This window comes from Pseudomonas sp. VMV1 (genome assembly GCF_056790235.1).
The window spans coordinates 980,455-997,531 of the sequence record NZ_JBXGSE010000001.1 but is presented as its reverse complement, the minus strand read 5'-3'; the positions used below and the strand labels follow the sequence as shown (position 1 = coordinate 997,531).

General features: G+C 65.8%; 15 protein-coding genes. 8 read left to right on the top strand and 7 right to left on the bottom strand.

What is annotated here, in order from left to right:
• Nucleotides 1–12 precede the first annotated feature (12 nt).
• From ACUCV0_RS04735 to ACUCV0_RS04715, 5 genes are all read right to left on the bottom strand, one after another.
• Complete coding sequence (locus ACUCV0_RS04735) at nucleotides 13–894, bottom strand: TauD/TfdA dioxygenase family protein (RefSeq protein WP_482212131.1); 882 nt, start codon at nucleotides 892–894, stop codon at nucleotides 13–15.
• 26 nt (nucleotides 895–920) lie between these two features.
• Nucleotides 921–1,928 carry an ABC transporter substrate-binding protein gene (locus tag ACUCV0_RS04730; protein WP_482212130.1) on the bottom strand — a complete coding sequence of 336 codons (1,008 nt, stop codon included), beginning with the start codon at nucleotides 1,926–1,928 and terminating at the stop codon, nucleotides 921–923.
• Nucleotides 1,929–2,068: 140 nt separating this feature from the next.
• A complete protein-coding gene (locus tag ACUCV0_RS04725) occupies nucleotides 2,069–2,734 on the bottom strand; it encodes an aspartate/glutamate racemase family protein (protein ID WP_434776419.1) in 666 nt (221 codons plus the stop codon).
• A gap of 57 nt (nucleotides 2,735–2,791) precedes the next feature.
• Nucleotides 2,792–3,265 (bottom strand): ribonuclease E activity regulator RraA, encoded by a 474-nt coding sequence (rraA, locus tag ACUCV0_RS04720; RefSeq protein WP_059314613.1) that lies wholly within the window; start codon nucleotides 3,263–3,265, stop codon nucleotides 2,792–2,794.
• A gap of 30 nt (nucleotides 3,266–3,295) precedes the next feature.
• Nucleotides 3,296–3,979 (bottom strand): TerC family protein, encoded by a 684-nt coding sequence (locus ACUCV0_RS04715; RefSeq protein ID WP_434776418.1) that lies wholly within the window; start codon nucleotides 3,977–3,979, stop codon nucleotides 3,296–3,298.
• Nucleotides 3,980–4,209: 230 nt separating this feature from the next.
• Here ACUCV0_RS04715 and acnA point away from each other — a divergent pair, with 230 nt between their 5' ends.
• The 8 genes from acnA to ACUCV0_RS04675 all read left to right on the top strand — a co-directional run bounded on the left by acnA (nucleotide 4,210) and on the right by ACUCV0_RS04675 (nucleotide 14,906).
• Nucleotides 4,210–6,894, top strand: a complete 2,685-nt coding sequence (acnA, locus tag ACUCV0_RS04710) for an aconitate hydratase AcnA (RefSeq protein ID WP_482212129.1) — start codon at nucleotides 4,210–4,212, stop codon at nucleotides 6,892–6,894.
• Nucleotides 6,895–7,053: 159 nt separating this feature from the next.
• Nucleotides 7,054–7,797, top strand: a complete 744-nt coding sequence (gene phbB / locus ACUCV0_RS04705) for an acetoacetyl-CoA reductase (protein ID WP_059314610.1) — start codon at nucleotides 7,054–7,056, stop codon at nucleotides 7,795–7,797.
• 69 nt (nucleotides 7,798–7,866) lie between these two features.
• A complete protein-coding gene (locus ACUCV0_RS04700; protein ID WP_059314609.1) occupies nucleotides 7,867–9,204 on the top strand; it encodes a CitMHS family transporter in 1,338 nt (445 codons plus the stop codon).
• Nucleotides 9,205–9,344: 140 nt separating this feature from the next.
• Nucleotides 9,345–10,265: a GntR family transcriptional regulator gene (locus ACUCV0_RS04695; RefSeq protein WP_313649244.1), complete on the top strand. Its 921-nt coding sequence runs from the start codon at nucleotides 9,345–9,347 to the stop codon at nucleotides 10,263–10,265.
• A 225-nt stretch (nucleotides 10,266–10,490) separates the two neighbouring features.
• The gene (locus ACUCV0_RS04690; RefSeq protein ID WP_482212128.1) at nucleotides 10,491–11,561 is read left to right on the top strand and encodes an isocitrate/isopropylmalate dehydrogenase family protein; all 1,071 of its coding nucleotides are present in this window, start codon (nucleotides 10,491–10,493) and stop codon (nucleotides 11,559–11,561) included.
• Between the two features lie 67 nt (nucleotides 11,562–11,628).
• Complete coding sequence (gene otnK / locus ACUCV0_RS04685; RefSeq protein WP_482212127.1) at nucleotides 11,629–12,900, top strand: 3-oxo-tetronate kinase; 1,272 nt, start codon at nucleotides 11,629–11,631, stop codon at nucleotides 12,898–12,900.
• Between the two features lie 18 nt (nucleotides 12,901–12,918).
• The gene (locus ACUCV0_RS04680) at nucleotides 12,919–13,815 is read left to right on the top strand and encodes a LysR family transcriptional regulator (protein WP_059314605.1); all 897 of its coding nucleotides are present in this window, start codon (nucleotides 12,919–12,921) and stop codon (nucleotides 13,813–13,815) included.
• Nucleotides 13,816–13,844: 29 nt separating this feature from the next.
• Nucleotides 13,845–14,906, top strand: a complete 1,062-nt coding sequence (locus tag ACUCV0_RS04675) for an AbrB family transcriptional regulator (RefSeq protein ID WP_482212126.1) — start codon at nucleotides 13,845–13,847, stop codon at nucleotides 14,904–14,906.
• A gap of 90 nt (nucleotides 14,907–14,996) precedes the next feature.
• Here the strand turns inward: ACUCV0_RS04675 and ACUCV0_RS04670 are convergent, their stop codons facing one another.
• Together ACUCV0_RS04670 and ACUCV0_RS04665 are read right to left on the bottom strand one after the other, a co-directional pair.
• A complete protein-coding gene (locus ACUCV0_RS04670) occupies nucleotides 14,997–15,731 on the bottom strand; it encodes a transporter substrate-binding domain-containing protein (protein WP_059314603.1) in 735 nt (244 codons plus the stop codon).
• Between the two features lie 18 nt (nucleotides 15,732–15,749).
• On the bottom strand, nucleotides 15,750–17,066 hold the full coding sequence (locus ACUCV0_RS04665) for an MFS transporter (protein ID WP_313649248.1): 1,317 nt from the start codon (nucleotides 17,064–17,066) through the stop codon (nucleotides 15,750–15,752).
• Nucleotides 17,067–17,077: the final 11 nt, after the last annotated feature.

Sequence of the window (17,077 nt, the reverse complement as noted above, 5' to 3'; positions counted from 1 at the left end):
TCGTCTCCTCCCTTAGAAAGGCGCATCGCCCTGGATGGTCGTGCGGTACAGCTTGCGCCGCAGATGATTGGGGCAGCCGGCCGCCAGGTGCAGCAGCGAGCGGTTGTCCCAGAACACCAGGTCGTGGGGCCGCCACTGGTGGCGATAGAGGTGCTCGGGCTTGACGCTGTGGGCATGCAGCTCGGCCAGCAGCTCGCGACTCTCGTCTTCCGGCAGGCCGACGATGTGGGTGGTGAAGCCCTCGCTGACGAACAGCGCCTTGCGACCGTTTTCCGGATGGGTCCGCACCACCGGATGCACCACCGCCTTGACCTCGGCCAGTTGCGCGGCGGTCAGGGTCGGCCGCCAGTTGCCCTCGAACTTGGGCTTGGCGTAGGTGGCGGTATAGGAATGCTCGGCCTGGAGACCCTCGACCTGACGCTTGAGCGCCGCCGGCAGGGTGTCGTAGGCCAGGTGCATGTTGGCGAAGACGGTATCGCCGCCCTCCTCCGGCAACTCCTGGGCGTGCAGCATGGAGCCCAGGCTCGGCAGCTCCTTGTAGGAGAGATCCGAGTGCCAGAACTTGCCGGCATCGCCGAGACCAATGGGCTGCCCGTCTTCGACGATGTTGGAGACGATGAGGATTTCCGGATGGCCGGCCAGGTGGAATTGCTTGAGCACATGGATCTGCAATTCACCGAAGCGGCGGCTGAAGGCGATCTGCTCCTCCGGGGTGATGCGCTGATCGCGGAACACCACCACGTGATGATCCAGGTGGGCGCGATGGACGCGGGCGAAGTCTTCGGCATTGAGCGGCCGGGCCAGCTCGATGCCGAGGATCTCGGCACCCAGGTTACCGAAGGGACGGATCTCGAAGGCCTGGTCGGCGGCCGGACGGGGGGAAGCGAGGGTCATTGGAGTGTTCTCCTTGGTGGTCCAGCTCAGCTGCCGGGACGCTCGTGGGTTTCGGGGAAGAAATAGTCCTGCCAGGCGGCAGCCTGGTGTTTCAGCACGCCCAGCTCGTGCAGCTTCTGGGCGTAGACGAAGGTCCGCTGGGGCTCGACGGTGAAGTCGATCTCCGGGTCTTCGACGATGCGCTGCACCAGGGCCAGCGGCAGCTTGGAATGCTCAACGCGGATATAGGCTTCCGCGGCCGCGGCCTTGTTGGCGCGGATGAAGGTGGCGGCTTCTACCAAGGCGTCATAGAAGGCGCGGTAGGTCTGGGGATTCTCGTCGTGGAATTTCTCGGTGGTGTAGAGCACGTTGAAGGTGCCCGGACCGCCGAGGACGTCGTAGCTGCTGAGGATGCGATGGACCCGGGGATTCTCCAGCGCCTGGTACTGGAACGGCGGACTGGAGAAATGGGTGGTGATCTCCGAGCCGCCCGCCAGCAGGGCGGCGCTGGCATCGGGATGCGGCAGACTCACGCTGATGGCATCGAATTTCTTGAACTGGGCGTCGCCAAAAAGCTTGGCGGTCTCGATCTGCAGGGTGCGCGACTGGAAGCCCACACCCGCCGCCGGGACGGCGATGCGGTCCCTATCGGTCAGGTCCGCTATCGACCTGACCTCGGCGCGATTGCTCAACAGGTAGTTGGGCATGGCGCCCAGGGCGGCGATGGCCTTGACGTTTTGCCGGCCGCGGGTGCGATCCCAGACCGTCAGCATCGGCGGTACGCCGGCGGAGACCACGTCCAGCGAGCCGGCCAGCAGCGCCTCGTTCATGGCGGTGGCGCCGGAGATGCTGTTCCAATCCACCTGGATGTCCAGCCCGGCAGCCTTGCCGTGCTTCTCGATCAGCTGCTGATCGCGCACCACGTCGAGGATCAGATAGCCGATGCCGAATTGCTGGGCGATGCTGATCTTGCCCTCGGCCACGACTTGGCCGGCAAAACCCAGGGCGCCAACCACTGCCAGGATCGCCGCGAATCCATTGCCTACCCTGCTCATCCACCACGCTCCGTGCCAATTGGCTCCCAGAAAGCGTTATAGGCTAATGAGCTGTTATAACTTTTGGTAAAGACAGAATTTGTCTAACCATATGCGCGGCGGCACATGAGCAAAGATCCAGGTCGACCGCCGCGACGGCACTACCCTTCCAGCAGCTGCCGCAGGCGCCGTACGGCGCTGGCCGGGGTGGTGAGCACCGGCCCTGCCCAAGCGATCTCACTGGCCGCCTGCGCGGCGGTCATGGAGAACTGAGCGAAGCAGAGCACATCATAGTCGCCACGGAGGCGGCCCGCAGCCGTGGCGATGAGGGCGTCGTGGCGGGCCTGGTCACCCCCATGCAGCGCCTCGAGCGCGCCTTCGCAGAGGATCGGCGTGATGTTCACGGCCTGGCCGAGCCGCTGTGCCTCGACCTCGAAGTCGCTGACGATGGCCGCGCCCGCCGGGGCGAAGGTGGTCAGGGCGGCAATGCGCCCGCCTTGGGCAAGGGCCTCCTGCACCATGGCCTCGTTGGGCTTGAGGACCGGTCGTCGATAGCGGCGCTGGCACGCTTCGATGGCGCTGGAGAAGGCCGAGCAGGTAAAGAGCACGGCGTCGGCCTCGCCGCGAAAGGCATGGTCGGCGAGGTCCTGGATGCGCTGGTCAAGCACCGGCGTGCTACCCCCGGCGGTGCTGGCGTCCTTCGACAGCGAGTCGTCCCAGAGATCGAAGCGCTGCGCCTCGGGCCAGCCCTGGGCGAAGGCGGTGTTGATGGGTTCGATGGCGATGCGGGTGGCGTGAATCAGAAAGATGCGTTTGGCAGTGGTCATGGCGATAGCGCTCCTGGAAGGGCCGCCCGAAAGGCGGCTGGTAGCCCGCAGAGGCGCCTAGCGGACGTCGAGGACGATCACGCCGTCGGCATCGGCGTAGAGCTGATCGCCGCTACGGATCGTCTGCCCGGCGAAGGTCACCGCCTCGCCGATCTGGCCTTCGTCGCGTTTGACCGACTTTCGTGGCGAGACGCCCAAAGCCTTGACCGCCAGGGGCAGCCCGGCGAGCACCGCCTTGTCACGGACGTGGCCGTAGATGAGGGCGCCGGCCCAGCCGTTCTTAACCAGGTCCTCGGCGATGATGTCGCCTAGCAGCGCACAGCGGTCGCTACCACCGCCATCCACCACCAGCACACGGCCCTCGCCCGCTTGCTGACTCAGTTCCTTGATCCGCGAGTTGTCCTCGAAGCACCTGACCGTCAGCGCCGGCCCGGCGAAGTCCTGGCGGCCGCCCAGGTCCTGGAAGATCGGCTGCAGGACGCGCGCGCGGTCGCCATGGTCGTCACAGAGGTCGGTGGTCTTGAAGGTCATGGTGGTGCTCCTTGGTGGTCGAAAGATCGATCAGGCCGGTACCGTTCGCCGTGCCAGCAGCTGACCAGTCACGAGCACGATGAAGACGCCGAGAACGCCGGCCGCATAGGGAACCCAGTGCATGTCGGCGGTACCGAGCCAACCCTGCAGGAGTTCGTCACTGGCGATCAGCTTGCCGGCGATCCAGCCAAGCAGGGCTGCCCCGGCCATGACCAACCAGCGGAAGCGCTCCATCAGGCGCAGGATGATCTGGCTACCGAAGATGATGATGGGGATGCTGATGAGCACGCCGGTGACGGCCAGGCCCAGATGGCCCTGGGCAGCGCCGGCCACGGCGATGACGTTGTCCAGACTCATCACCACATCGGCCACCATGATGATCCAGATGGCCTGGCCCAGGCTGGTACCGGCCTTGACGTCGGCCTCGTCGTCCTCGGGCACTAGCAGCTTGATGCCGATCCACAGCAGCAGCACGCCGCCCACCACCTTGAGCAGCGGCCAGCCCAGCACGTAGCTGGCGACGAACAGCAGCAGGATACGTAGCACCACGGCGCCAGCGACCCCGCCGAGGATGGCCTTGCGTCGTTGCGCCTCGGGCAGGCGGCGACAGGCCAGGGCGATCACTACGGCATTGTCGCCGCCGAGCAGGATATCGATGATGACGATCTGGAGCAGGCTGGTCAGAAAGATCGGATCGGACAGGGTGGTAAGCAAGGTGGACCTCGTCTATTTAGGGGCTGACGTCCCTTGGGCAGCAGAGGGCCGCAATGATTTCAGGTCGCCAATATTGTCTTTTATATCAACACAGCACAATATTTGCCAAGCCCTGAGAACTTGCGTTCGTGTACGGAGAACGCTGCCTTGGCCAGATACCAATTTCGGTGGCTGACGAGCCCTCCTAGGATGCCCCTGCCCCTTCCTTCCCCAATCAGACCGGATAGCCCATGAAGTTTGCCCTGGATTCCGCCCACGCCGGCCAGCTCACCCTCGGCGACCGGCATTACGCCTATGTCGACCTCAAGCGTCTGTTTGACGCCAACACCCTGGCGCGCCTGCCGTACTCCTTGCGCCTACTGGTGGAAAACGTCGCCCGCTGCTTTCCCGAGGCGCTACCGCCAGTGCTGGCCCGCGCCCGTGGTGAAGGCCCGCCGTGTGAAGCGCCCTTCCTACCCAACCGCCTGATGTTCCACGACACCACCTGCCTGCCCGCCCTGGCCGACTTCGCCGGCATGCGCGACATGGTGGCCGAACTGGGCGGCGATCCGAGTCGGATGAATCCACGCATCCCGGCGGTGCTCACCATCGACCACTCGGTGATCGTCGAACGCTTCGCCGAGCCGGACGCGGTGGAAGCCAATCTGGACATCGACTACCGCCGCAACACCGAGCGTTACCAGTTCATCAAATGGGCGCAGAAGAGTCTGGACAACTTCAAGGTGGTCCCACCGGGCACCGGCATCATCCACCAGGTCAACATGGAGTCACTCGGCACCGTGGTCTGGGAAAGCGAGACCAGCGACGGCCAGCCACTGCTGCACCCGGACGATATGGTCGCTACCGACAGCCATACGCCGATGATCAACGCCATCGGCATCCTCGGTTGGGGCGTGGGCGGTCTGGAAGGCCAGGCGGCCATGCTGGGCGAACCGGTACCGATCAGCTTTCCCGAGGTCATCGGTATCCGCGTGACCAACGCACTGCGTCCGGGGGTGACCGCCACTGACCTTTCCTTGAAAGTCACCCAGTTGCTGCGTCAGCGCGGCGTGGTAGGCAAGTTCGTCGAGTTCTGCGGACCGGGCCTGTCGGGCCTGAGTTGGGCCGTACGCGGCACCCTGTCCAACATGGCACCGGAATACGGGGCGACCGTGGTGTTCTTCCCCTTCGATACGGTGACCATGGAGTACCTCGAGCTCACCGGCCGCACGCCGGAGCTGCGTGAGCGCGTCGCCGCTTATCTGGAGGCCCAGACCCTCTGGCGTCACGACGACGACCCCGAACCCCAGTTCACAGAGGTCATCCACCTGGACCTCGCCAGTATCGAGCCCAGCGTGGCCGGTCCGCACCAGCCGCACCAGTGGCAGCCCCTGGCCAGAGCCGCAGACTCCTTTCGGGCTGAGGTGCCAGTCGATGCGGACGTCGGTCTGATCGCGCGTTCCACCCCGGCGGCGGACTACTTCGAGCCGAGCTTCGGCCAGCCGCTGACCCATGGCGCCATTTCCATCGCCGCCATCACCAGCTGCACCAACACTGCCAACCCGAGCCAGATGATCCAGGCAGGTCTCCTGGCGCGAAGGGCGCGCGAACGTGGCCTCACCCGCAAGCCCTGGGTGAAGACCTCGCTCTCCCCTGGCTCCCGGGTGGTGGCGGACTACCTGCGCGATGCCGATCTGCTGAGCGACTTCGCGGCCCTCGGTTTCGACCTGGCCGGCTTCGGCTGCATGACTTGCATCGGCAACTCGGGCAAGTTCGAATCCCACATGGAGGCCTTCGCCGACCAGGGCCTGAAGACAGTGGTGGTGCTGTCCGGTAACCGCAACTTCGAGGGGCGGGTCAATCCCAAGGCGCAGTTCGGTTACCTCGCCTCACCGGCCCTGGTGGTCGCCTACGCCCTGGCGGGCAGTATCGACGTCGATCTCGAACAGGCCGTGCTGGGGCTGGATCAGGCCGGTCAGCCGGTCCACCTGCGCGACCTGATGCCGGACGACGACGAGGTCCAGGCGCTGGTCCGCGAGACAGTGCGCCCGGAGCTGTTCCGCCAGCGCAACGCCACCCTCTGGGATGGGACCCATCACTGGCAGGCGCTGTCGGCCGAGGGTAGCGTACGCTTTCCCTGGTCGCCCAGCTCGACCTACCTGCGGCGTCCGGTCTATCTGGAAGGTATCGCGCCGGAGCCGCCAACATCGCTGGCCCTGCGCGGTGCCCGGGCCCTGATGGTGCTGGGCGACAACATCACCACCGACCATATCTCGCCCGCCAGCGCTATTCCCCTGGACAGCCCCGCCGGCCAGTGGCTGGTGGCCCACGGCGAGTTGCCGGAAGACCTCAACCAGTACTCCACCCGGCGCAGCAATCACGAGGTGATGATGCGCGGTGCCTTTGTCAACCGCGCGGTGAAGAATCGCCTGCTGCCGGCGCATCCGGGCCAGGGCGGCTGGGCGCGGGCAGCCGACGGCGAGGTATTGCCGGTGTACGACGCCGCCCTCAGCTGGGTCCGCCAAGGCACGCCGCTGGTGGTGTTCGCCGGCATCAACTATGGCGCCGGCTCCAGTCGCGACTGGGCGGCCAAGGCCCAGGCCACCCTGGGGGTTCGGCTGGTGGTGGCGCAGAGCTTCGAGCGCATCCACCGCAGCAACCTGATCGGAATGGGCATCTTCCCGGTCCGTTTCCCGGCCGGCCTGACCGTCGAAGCGCTGGCCCTGAGCGGCGAAGAACGCCTTGATTTCGTCGGCCTCGACGAACTGCAGGTGGGTATCAATCCCATCACCCTGAGCATCACCCGCCCGGATGGCCGGCAGGACAGCATCGTTCTGGAACTGCCATTGGATTCCAGCCAGGAGATTCTCTACCTGCGCCAGGGCGGAATCCTGCCCTACGTCATCCGCAAGGCACTGAGCGAGGCGCCGGCCTGACGCCTAGCTGACCCATCGGATCCATGCTGCTTCCACGCCACAGAAGCAGCATCCTAGCCACAATATTGTATCTTGTGTGTTTACAGGACAATAACGTTCGACGTACCTTGCTTCCAACACGGCTCACGCCCGACAAGAACGACAACAGGAGAGCAACACATGAGCAAGCGCATCGCCTTCGTCACCGCCGGAATGGGCGGTCTGGGTACCGCCGTCTGTCAACGCCTGGCCCGGGACGGCTTCACCGTCATCGCTGGCTGCGGCCCGGACTCATCGCTCAAGACCGACTGGCTCGCACAGCAACGCAAGCTGGGCTTCGATTTCATCGCGGCCGAAGGGAACGTTGCTGACTGGGAATCCACCCGCGCCGCCTTCGCCAAGATTCGCGACGAGGTCGGTCCGGTCGATGTGCTGGTCAACAATGCCGGTACCGCCTGCAACGTGGTGTTCCGCGACATGCAGCCGGGCGACTGGCAGACCGTCATCGATACCAATCTCAATTCGCTGTTCAACGTCACCCGCCAGGTGATCGACGGCATGACGTCCCGCGGCTGGGGCCGGATCATCAATATTTCCTCGGTCAACGCCCAGCTTGGCCAGGTCGGCCAGGTCAACTATTCCACCGCCAAGTCGGCGATCCGTGGCTTCACCCGGGCGCTGGCCAGGGAACTGGCAGCGCGTGGGGTCACCGTCAACACCGTCTCGCCCGGCTACATCGCCACGCCACGACTCAAGGCCCTGACCCGCACCGAACTCATGGATCGCATCGTTCACGAGATCCCCATGCGCCGCCTGGGTACCCCGGAAGAGATCGCCTCGATCTGTTCCTGGCTGGCCTCGGACGAATCGGCCTTCGCCACTGGCGCGGACTTCTCCCTCAACGGCGGGCTGCACATGAGCTGATCGCCGCTCCGTCACCAGACCACAACGACAACCACAACAAAAGTTGTATTTTGGAATCAGGAGATACAGATGCTCTCTCTACTTGGCTTTGGAATGATCGTGACCTTCATGGCGCTGATCATGACCAAGCGTCTGCCACCGCTGGTGGCCCTGACCATCATCCCCATCGTCTTCGCCATCATCGGCGGCTTCGCTCCCGAAATGGGCCCGATGATGATCGATGGTCTGCGCAAGGTCGCGCCCACTGCCATCATGGTGATGTTTGCCATCCTCTACTTCGGCCTGATGTTCGACACCGGGCTGTTCGATCCCATCATCCGCACCTTCATCAAGCTGATCAAAGGCGATCCCGCGAAGGCCGTGCTCTTCGCCACGCTGCTGGCCGGCATGGTGTCGCTGGACGGTGACGGTTCCACCACCTACATGATCACCCTGACCGCCATGCTGCCGCTGTTCCGCCGACTGCGGCTGAATCCACTGATCCTGCCCTGCGTGGTCATCCTCGCTGCCAGCGTTACCAACCTGCTGCCCTGGAGCGGTCCCATGGCGCGGATCGCCGCGGCGCTGCAGGTGGAAACCAGTCAGCTGTTCATTCCGCTGATCCCGCCGATGATCGTCAGCTTCATCGGGGTATTGGCGCTGGCCTTCTGGCTGGGGTTGCAGGAGCGGCGCCGCCTGGGCCTGCTGGTGGCGCCAGGCAGCAACCCGTTACGCGCGACGGGCATGGACGAAGACATGGGTGATCTGCTGACCTTGAGCGATGAGAACGCCGAGCTGCGCCGGCCCAAGCTGTTCTGGTTCAATGCCCTGCTCACCTTGGCACTGATGACCTGCCTCGTGATCGAACTGCTGCCGCTGCCGATCCTGTTCATGGTCGCCTTCTGCATCGCGCTGACCATCAACTACCGGCAGATGGACGAACAGCGCCGCCGCATCTCGGCCCATGCGCCCGCAGCCCTGACGCAGATCTCGATCTTCATCGCCGCCGGTATCTTCGCCGGCATCCTGTCCGGGACCGGCATGGTCAAGGCGATGTCCGGTTCGCTGCTCTGGGCCTTGCCGGAGAGCTGGGGCAACTACCTGGCGCCCATCACCGCGCTGCTGAGCATCCCCGGCACCTTCTTCATGTCCAACGACGCCTTCTACTACGGCGTGCTGCCAGTGCTGGCCCATGCCGCCGAGGCCTACGGCATAGGCGCGGCGGAGATCGGCCGGGCCTCGCTCATCGGGCAGCCGGTGCACCTGCTCAGTCCGCTGGTAGCGTCCACCTACCTGCTGGTGGGCCTGGCCGGGGTAGAGTTCAGCGATCACCAGCGCTACACCATGAAATGGGCGTTCGCCCTGAGCTTCCTGCTTATGGCCGTCTCCATGGTACTGGGCCTGTTCCCACTGTACTCGGCGACCTGATGGCCTCGGCGACGGCGCCTTCCGCGCCGTCGTCCGCTCCGGGTAGCCGCGGTTATGGTAACGTCGGGCTATCCGCCAGACCCGGCCAGCCGTCCTGCCCGGCACGCACCACCCGGTATCCGTTGTCCAGAAGAATCCCGATGAAAAAAGACCTCGCCGAACAACTCGCCCCGCGCATCATCGATCTTGCCCGTGCCCGCTCGATGAAAGCCGGTGATCCGTTGCGTGAAGAGGCCTTCGCCAAGGAACTGGGCGTTTCCCGCTCACCGGTGCGCCGCGGTTTTGCCCTTCTCGAAGAACTGGGCCTGGCGCGCAAGGAGCCCAATCGCGGCTTCTTCCTGACCCGTAATGCCAGCACCATCGAGCAGGCGGCCCTGCCCAGCGAGGACGATCCCTACGAGGAGCTCTATCTGCGAGTGGTGGACGACATGCTGCGCGGCGACATCCGCAGCAGCTTCTTCGAGGCCGAGTTGCTGCGCCGCTACCAGATTCCCCGCGGCCAGTTGCTCAAGGTGCTCAACCGCCTGGCCAGCGAGGCCATGATCGAACGCCGCCCTGGCCAGGGGTGGGAGATCAATACCTTCCTGCATGACAGCGAAGCCCATATCCAGAGCTATCGCTTCCGCATGGCCATCGAGCCCTTCGCCCTGCGCGAACCGGGCTATCGCATCGACAAGCGGGCCTTCGCCCAGGCCCGCCAGTGGCAGCAGCGGCTGCTGGACGGTGAGCTGTTCACCCTGTCTCGCGCGCAGTTGTTCGAGATCGGCTCCAGCTTTCACGAATTGCTCGTGCGCTGTTCGGGCAACGTCTTCCTGCTCGAAGCCATCCGCCGACAGAATCAGTTGCGCCGCTTCATGGCCTACAGATCGAACGTCGAGCGCTCGCGGCAGATCGGCCAGAGCCAGGAGCACCTGCACATTCTCGACCTGCTCGAAGGCGGCAGCCGCGAAGAGGCAGCAGTCTTCCTGCACCAGCACCTGGACGTGGTCAGCCGCCTCAAGGCCGCCCAGGACCGCCAGCTGGAAGCCGCCGAAGAAGACGCGGAAAAGCAGCCGGCCTGATCCGCGCTCCCGCGCCACTCCCCTTCCATCCTTCGCTTGCCCGGGCCCGCCTCGGGTACCGAACCGCACGGTCGCGACGAGCGACAAGGCGCGCTTTTTTGTCCGCTACCCGTTGCACGGATTGTTTTTAGATGCCATAAAGTACAAAGCGTTCTGGCGATGCCGTGACTCCTTCCTGCTCACCCGCCAGGCCGACTTCACTGCAGAATCTACAAGGAGAAAACAATGCGTATTCTGGTCCTGCCCTGCGACGGTATCGGTCCCGAAATCATCCAGGCGTCGATGTCCGTGCTGGACGTCGCCAACGAGAAGTTCGGCCTGGGATTGACCTTCGATTACGACGACGTCGGCTTCACCAGTCTGGAGAAGCACGGCATCACCCTGCGCGACGAGACCCTGGAAAAGGCCAAGACCTACGATGGCGTGATCCTCGGCACCCAGTCCCACGCCGACTACCCGGCACCGGAGAAAGGCGGTCGCAACGTCTCCGCCGGTTTTCGCATCGGCCTCGATCTCTATGCCAACGTGCGCCCGGCACGCACCCGCCCGTTCCTCGCCTCCAACATGAAGGAAGGCAAGAGCATGGACCTGGTGATCATGCGCGAGGCCACCGAAGGCTTCTATCCGGATCGCAACATGAGCCGCGGTTGGGGCGAGGTGATGCCCTCTCCAGACATGGCGTTGTCAACCCGCAAGATCACCCGCCACTGCAGTGAGCGCATCGCCCGCCAGGCCTTCGAGCTGGCCATGAAGCGCCGCCGCAAGGTCACCGCCATCCACAAGGCCAACAGCTTCCACATGACCGACGGCCTGTTCCTGGAATGCGTGCGTAACGTGGCCAAGGAATTCCCCGAGGTGCAGCTGGACGACCTGCTGGTGGACGCCTCCACCGCGCACCTGGTGCGCAATCCCGAGCGCTTCGACGTGCTGGTGGCCACCAACTTCTATGGCGACATCATCAGCGACCTGGCCAGCGAACTCTCCGGCAGCCTGGGCCTGGCCGGCTCGATCATGGCCAGCAACATCCACTGCTGCGCCCAGGCCCAGCACGGCTCGGCACCGGACATCGCCGGCCAGGACAAGGCCAATCCGGTGTCGATGATCCTGTCCATCGGCATGATGCTGCACTGGATGGGCGAGCACCGCGGCAACGCCAAGCTGCAGGAAGCGGCCGCGGCGATCGACCAGGCGGTGGACAAGGTGCTGGAAGATCCGGCCAAGCGGACGGCCGACCTGGGCGGCAGCCTGGGCTGCGCCGCCTTCGGCCAGGCGGTGGCCCAGATCCTGCGCGGCTAAGGCCATACCTGCGTCTCCCGGGGCGTGCGCGCCCCGGTCATTCCTAACAATAACAAGGAGAATCACCATGGCCACGCCGCTCCTGGGCTGCATCGCCGACGACTTCACCGGCGGTACCGACCTCGCCAGTACCCTGGTGGCCCAGGGCATGCGCACCGTTCAGGTACTGGGCGTGCCGGACCGTCCGCTGCCCAGCGACGCCGATGCCGTGGTGGTCGCCCTCAAGACCCGCACCCTGCCCGCCGCCGAAGCGGTCGCCCAGTCCCTGGCAGCCCTGGCCTATCTGCGCGAGCTGGGATGTCGGCAATTCTTCTTCAAGTATTGTTCCACCTTCGATTCCACCGCGGCCGGCAACATCGGACCGGTCGCCGATGCCCTGGCCGAGGCCCTCGGTGCTCGCCTGAGCATCGCCTGCCCCGCCTTCCCCGAAAACGGTCGGACCCTCTACCTCGGCCAGCTGTTCGTCGGCGACCAGCCCCTGGCCGAGTCGGGCATGCGCCACCATCCGCTGACGCCCATGACCGACAGCAACCTGGTGCGGGTGCTGCAGGCGCAGACGTCCCATTCCGTGGGCCTGGTGCGCCTGCCCCAGGTGCGCCAGGGCAGCGCAGCCATTGCCACGGCTCTGGCCGACCTCCAGACGCAGGGCGTCCGCCATGCCATCGTCGACGCCATCGACAACGCTGACCTGCATGCCATAGGCGCAGCCGTGGCGGATCATCCTCTCGTCACCGGCGGTTCCGGCGTGGCTCTGGGGCTGCCGGCCAACTTCCGTCGCCGTGGCCTGCTGGCCGCCCATGCCGAAGCGTCAGCCCTGCCGGCTGCGCCTGGTCTGGCTGCCGTGTTGTCGGGCAGCTGTTCCACCGCGACCCGTGGCCAGGTGGCCCTCTGGCTAGAGCACCGGCCTGGCTTCCGCCTCGATCCGCTGGCCCTGGCCGCAGGCGAGGATCAGGTCAGCGCTGCCCTGGAGTGGGCCGCAGCGCGGCTGCCTTCCGAGCCAGTACTCATCTATGGCAGCGCCGATCCCGCGGAGGTGCGCAGGGCCCAGGCACAGCTGGGCGTGGAGCGCGCCGGCCAGTTGGTGGAAGACGCCCTGGCCCGCATCGCCCAGGGCCTGTACGAATGCGGTGTGACCCGGCTGGTAGTGGCCGGCGGTGAGACCTCGGGCGCAGTGGTCAAGGCGCTTGCCATTGACAGTCTGCGTATCGGTGCGCCCATCGCCCCGGGCGTACCCTGGACGCTGGGCAGCGGCGCCCGGGGGGACATCGCCCTGGCGCTCAAATCCGGCAATTTCGGCACGCCGGACTTCTTCGAACGGGCCCTGGCCGTCGCCCCCTGACCCTTGCAAGGATCGCTCATGAGCGGCTCTGCGCCACGCTACGACCTGGTCAGCCTGAACGTCTTCCGGGCGGTGGCACAGGAGCGCAACGTCACCCGCGCCGCGCGGCTCTGCCATCTGGCCGTCTCCGCCGTGAGCAAGAGAATCAGCGAACTGGAAGACCAGGTCGGGGTGCCACTGTTCATTCGGCACGCCCGTGGTATGGGACTCACCCCGGCCGGCGAGACCATGCTGCATTATGTGGAGCGGGTGCATGGCGATCTGCGACTCATGCAGCTGGAGCTCAACGAGCACGGCAGCGGCGCCACCGGCCATATCCGCCTGCAAGCCATCACCTCGGCGCTGACCAACCACCTGACCCCCGATCTCGCCAGCTTCATGGGCCTCTATCCGCGGGTCGATTTCGACATCGAGGAGCGGGTGGGCGGCAGCATCGTCCAGGCGGTGGCGGAAGGCCGGGCGGACGTGGGCATCGTCGCGGCCGATACCGCCGCCCTGGACCTGGAGACCTTCGCCTATCGCCGCGAGCGACTGGTGGTGATCGCCGCTGCGGATCACCCCCTGGCCGGGCGTGACCGGGTAAGCTTCGCCGAGACCCTGGACCACGAATTCATCGGCCCCCACGTGGAAAGCTCGATGAACGCCCTGCTCTCGCGCCAGGCAGCGCTGCTCCAGCGCGGCATCCGTCAACGAGTGCGCATCAGCAGCTTCGAGGCCATGTGCCGGCTGGCGGCGATTCGCCTGGGCCTGTGCGTACTGCCCGAGTCCATCGTGCGGCCCTATCTCAAGCCGATGAAACTGGTGGCCCTGGAACTGGACGAAGCCTGGGCCAGCCGCGCCATCGTCGTAGTGGTGCGGCGCTATAGCGCGCTGTCACCGGTAGCCAAGGCCTTTGTCGGTCATCTGCGCTCCTGAACCCTGCAACCGGATCCCTGTACAACGCCATGTCGACTTCCCGCTTCGCCCCTTGCCCCTGGTGGCCCACCCCCTTCGTCGGCTTGCTCGGCGGCTGGCTCGCCAGCCTGGTGCACTGGCCGTTGCCCTGGATCACCGGCGCCCTGATCGCCGTGACCCTCTGCCGCTGCCTGGGCTGGCGCATCACCGCCATTCCCCACGGCCGCCCCACGGGCCAATGGCTGATCGCCACGGCCATTGGTCTGCACTTCACCCCGGCGGTACTGACCGAGGTCGTCAGGCACCTGCCGCTGATGGCCTTGGCAGCGGTTGCCACGCTACTGCTGGCGCTGGTGGGTATCACCGCCGTGCAGCGCCTGGGCACGGAACGCAAGACGGCGTTTTTCGCCTTCATGCCAGCCAACTTCGCCGAGATGATCAATCTGGCCGAACGCCATGGCGCCGATGCCCCCAAGGTCGCCGCCGCCCATACCCTGCGGCTGGTGATCATCGTGCTGGTGGTGCCGCCCGCCATGCTCTGGGGCGTGCCGGGTATCGCCCAGGCCGCCCATGTCCCACCACCGCCGGACTGGCGCTGGCTGGCACCGCTGCTGGCGGCGGGCCTGGTGGCGGCCCTGGCCTGGAAGCGCCGCGGCTGGCCCAATCCCTGGATGTTCGGCCCCCTGGCCCTGTGCTGCCTGGTCACTGCCTCCAGCGGCCTGGTCACCAGCCTGCCGCCGACGCTGAGCCATCTGGCCCAGGTGCTCATCGGCGTCACCCTGGGGTGCCACTTCGACCGCGCCTTCTTTCGCCGCTCGCCGCGCTTTCTGCTGCTGGCAACCCTCTACACCCTGCTCTGCCTGGCCGCCACCTTCCTGATCGCCTGGCTGCTGGCCCAGGTATTCGCCCTGCCCTTCACCACGCTGGGCCTGGGCATGACGCCGGGCAGCACCACCGAGATGTACCTGACGGCGGAGGCCCTGGGGCTGGGCGTGGGCACCGTTACCGCCATGCAGATCCTGCGTCTGGTGGTGGTGATGGCAGTGGCAGAGCCGCTGTATCGGCGCTGGTGCGCACGCTCGGCCGAGCCGGTGACCAGGGAATCGCCATAGCGCCGGCTGCGACGGCGTAGCGCTGCCGGACGGGTGGCGAGCGCCAAGGAGAGGGCTGCGGTCTTTGCCCGCAGCCCGGTCCAGATGCTGTCAGCTGCCCAGTGCCGGTCCCACTCGTGCCTCGGACTGACCGCTGGCGGCCAGCTCGCGGGCGACGAAGCCGTTGCGGATCTGCTCGTCGAGAAAATCCCGGACGAAGGCCGCACCAGCGCTGCGCCCCTTTGGCACGGCCATGGCCTGACGGATTTCGGTGAAGCTGTCGGCCAGCACCCGGTAGCCGGCGTGAGCCCGGGCATAGGCCTCCAGCGGTTGGCGCACGCCGGCAGCGGCGTCCAGGCCCTGGTCGACGAACCAGTCCACGGCGGCCGCGGAGGTCGGCGCCCGCACCAGCTCGGCCTGCATCAGGGTACGGCTCAGATAGAGGTCGTAGGCGGCCCCCTGCCCCACGGCGATACGGCGGCCGGCCCGGTCCAGCTCGGCGACGCCCTGGGCGGGATCGGCGTCCCGCAGCAGATAGGTGCCCTCGATGATGACGTAGGGATGGCTGAAGTCGATCTGCGCCGCCCGTACCGGTTCGATGGCCAGGAAGGCCAGGTCCCAGGCGTCTTCTTCGAGGGCGGCGAAGACCTTGCCGGCGGCGTCGTAGGTGCTGAACTGTACGGGCATGCCCAGGCGCTCGGCCAGGGCGCGGGCCAGGGCCGCGGAGACCCCGGCCGGCTGGCCATCGGCGCCGCGCTGCGCCAGCACCGGATTGCCGTAGTTGATCGCCGTCCGTAGCGCGCCCTGGGGGGCGAGGTCCGCGAGTACCGCTGAGCTGGGGGTCATGGGAGAACTCCTTGGAGGTCAGGTGGTGGCCGCAGCGGCGCGGGTATTGTCGTCGCCACGGTCGAGACGGATCAGCAGGGTCATGATGAAGGCAATCGCCAGCAGCGCACTGAGAAACAGCAGGCCCGCCGAGGCGCTCTGGGTATTGCCCTTCACCATGCCGATCATGAAGGGTCCGACAAAGCCGCCCAGGTTGCCAATGGAATTGATCACGGCGATGGATACCGCGGCCGTGGAGCGGCTGAGAAACAGCGTCGGCAGCGCCCAGAACGGCGACTTGAAGCTGTACAGACCGGCCAGCGCCAGGCTGATCAAGCCGATCGCCAGGTAAGGATCGCGCACCAGTCCGGCCCCTACCAGCGCCACCGCCGCGACCGCCAGCGGTAAGGCCGAGTGCAGACGCCGTTCGCCGTGGCGATCCGAACGTCGCGACCAGGCGATCATCACCAGGGTGGCGACGATATAGGGAATGGTGGCGATCAGACCGATCTGGGTATGGCTCAGCGCGGAGGAGAAGCCCTTGATGATCTGCGGCATCCAGTAACCCACACCTAGGCTGCCGCACTGGTAGACGAAGTAGATGAAGGCCAGGTAGAGCACCTTGGGATTGCTCATGGCCTTGAGCGCGCCGAAATGCCTGACGTCCTTGCGCGCCTGCCGATCACGCTCCAGCTCGGCGAGCAGCCAGACCTTTTCTTCATCTGCCAGCCAGCGTGCCTGTTCGGGCCGATCGGTGAGATAGAGATAGCACAGCACACCGAGGAACACCGCCGGGATGCCTTCGAGAAACAGCATCCAGCGCCAACCACTCCAGCCCAACCAATGGACGTTGTCCATGATCCAGGTCGAGAGCGGCGCGCCGATGACGTAGGACACCGGGATCGCCGCGGTGAAGAGTGCCACCGTGGTGGCCAGTTCGCGTGAGCGAAACCAGTAGGTCAGATAGACGATGATTCCGGGAAAGAAACCCGCCTCGGCCACCCCCAGCAGAAAGCGCAGGATATAGAGGTGCATCGCGGTCTGGGCGAAGGCCGTGGCCGCGGCGATCACCCCCCAGGTGACCAGGATGCGCGCGATCCACACCCGCGCGCCAAAGCGATCGAGCAGGAGGTTGCTCGGCACCTCGAACAGGAAGTAGCCGATGAAGAAGATGCCCGAAACGAAGCCGAAGACTTCGCTGGACAGGGCCAGCTCGGCGTTCATCTGCAACGCCGCGTAGCCGATGTTGGCGCGATCCAGATAGGAGACGATGTAGAGCAGAAAGACGAAGGGAATAATGCGCCAGGTCACCTTGCGGATGATGGCCTGCTCCCGGGTCGCGGGGATGGTATTCATGGTGGCCTCAC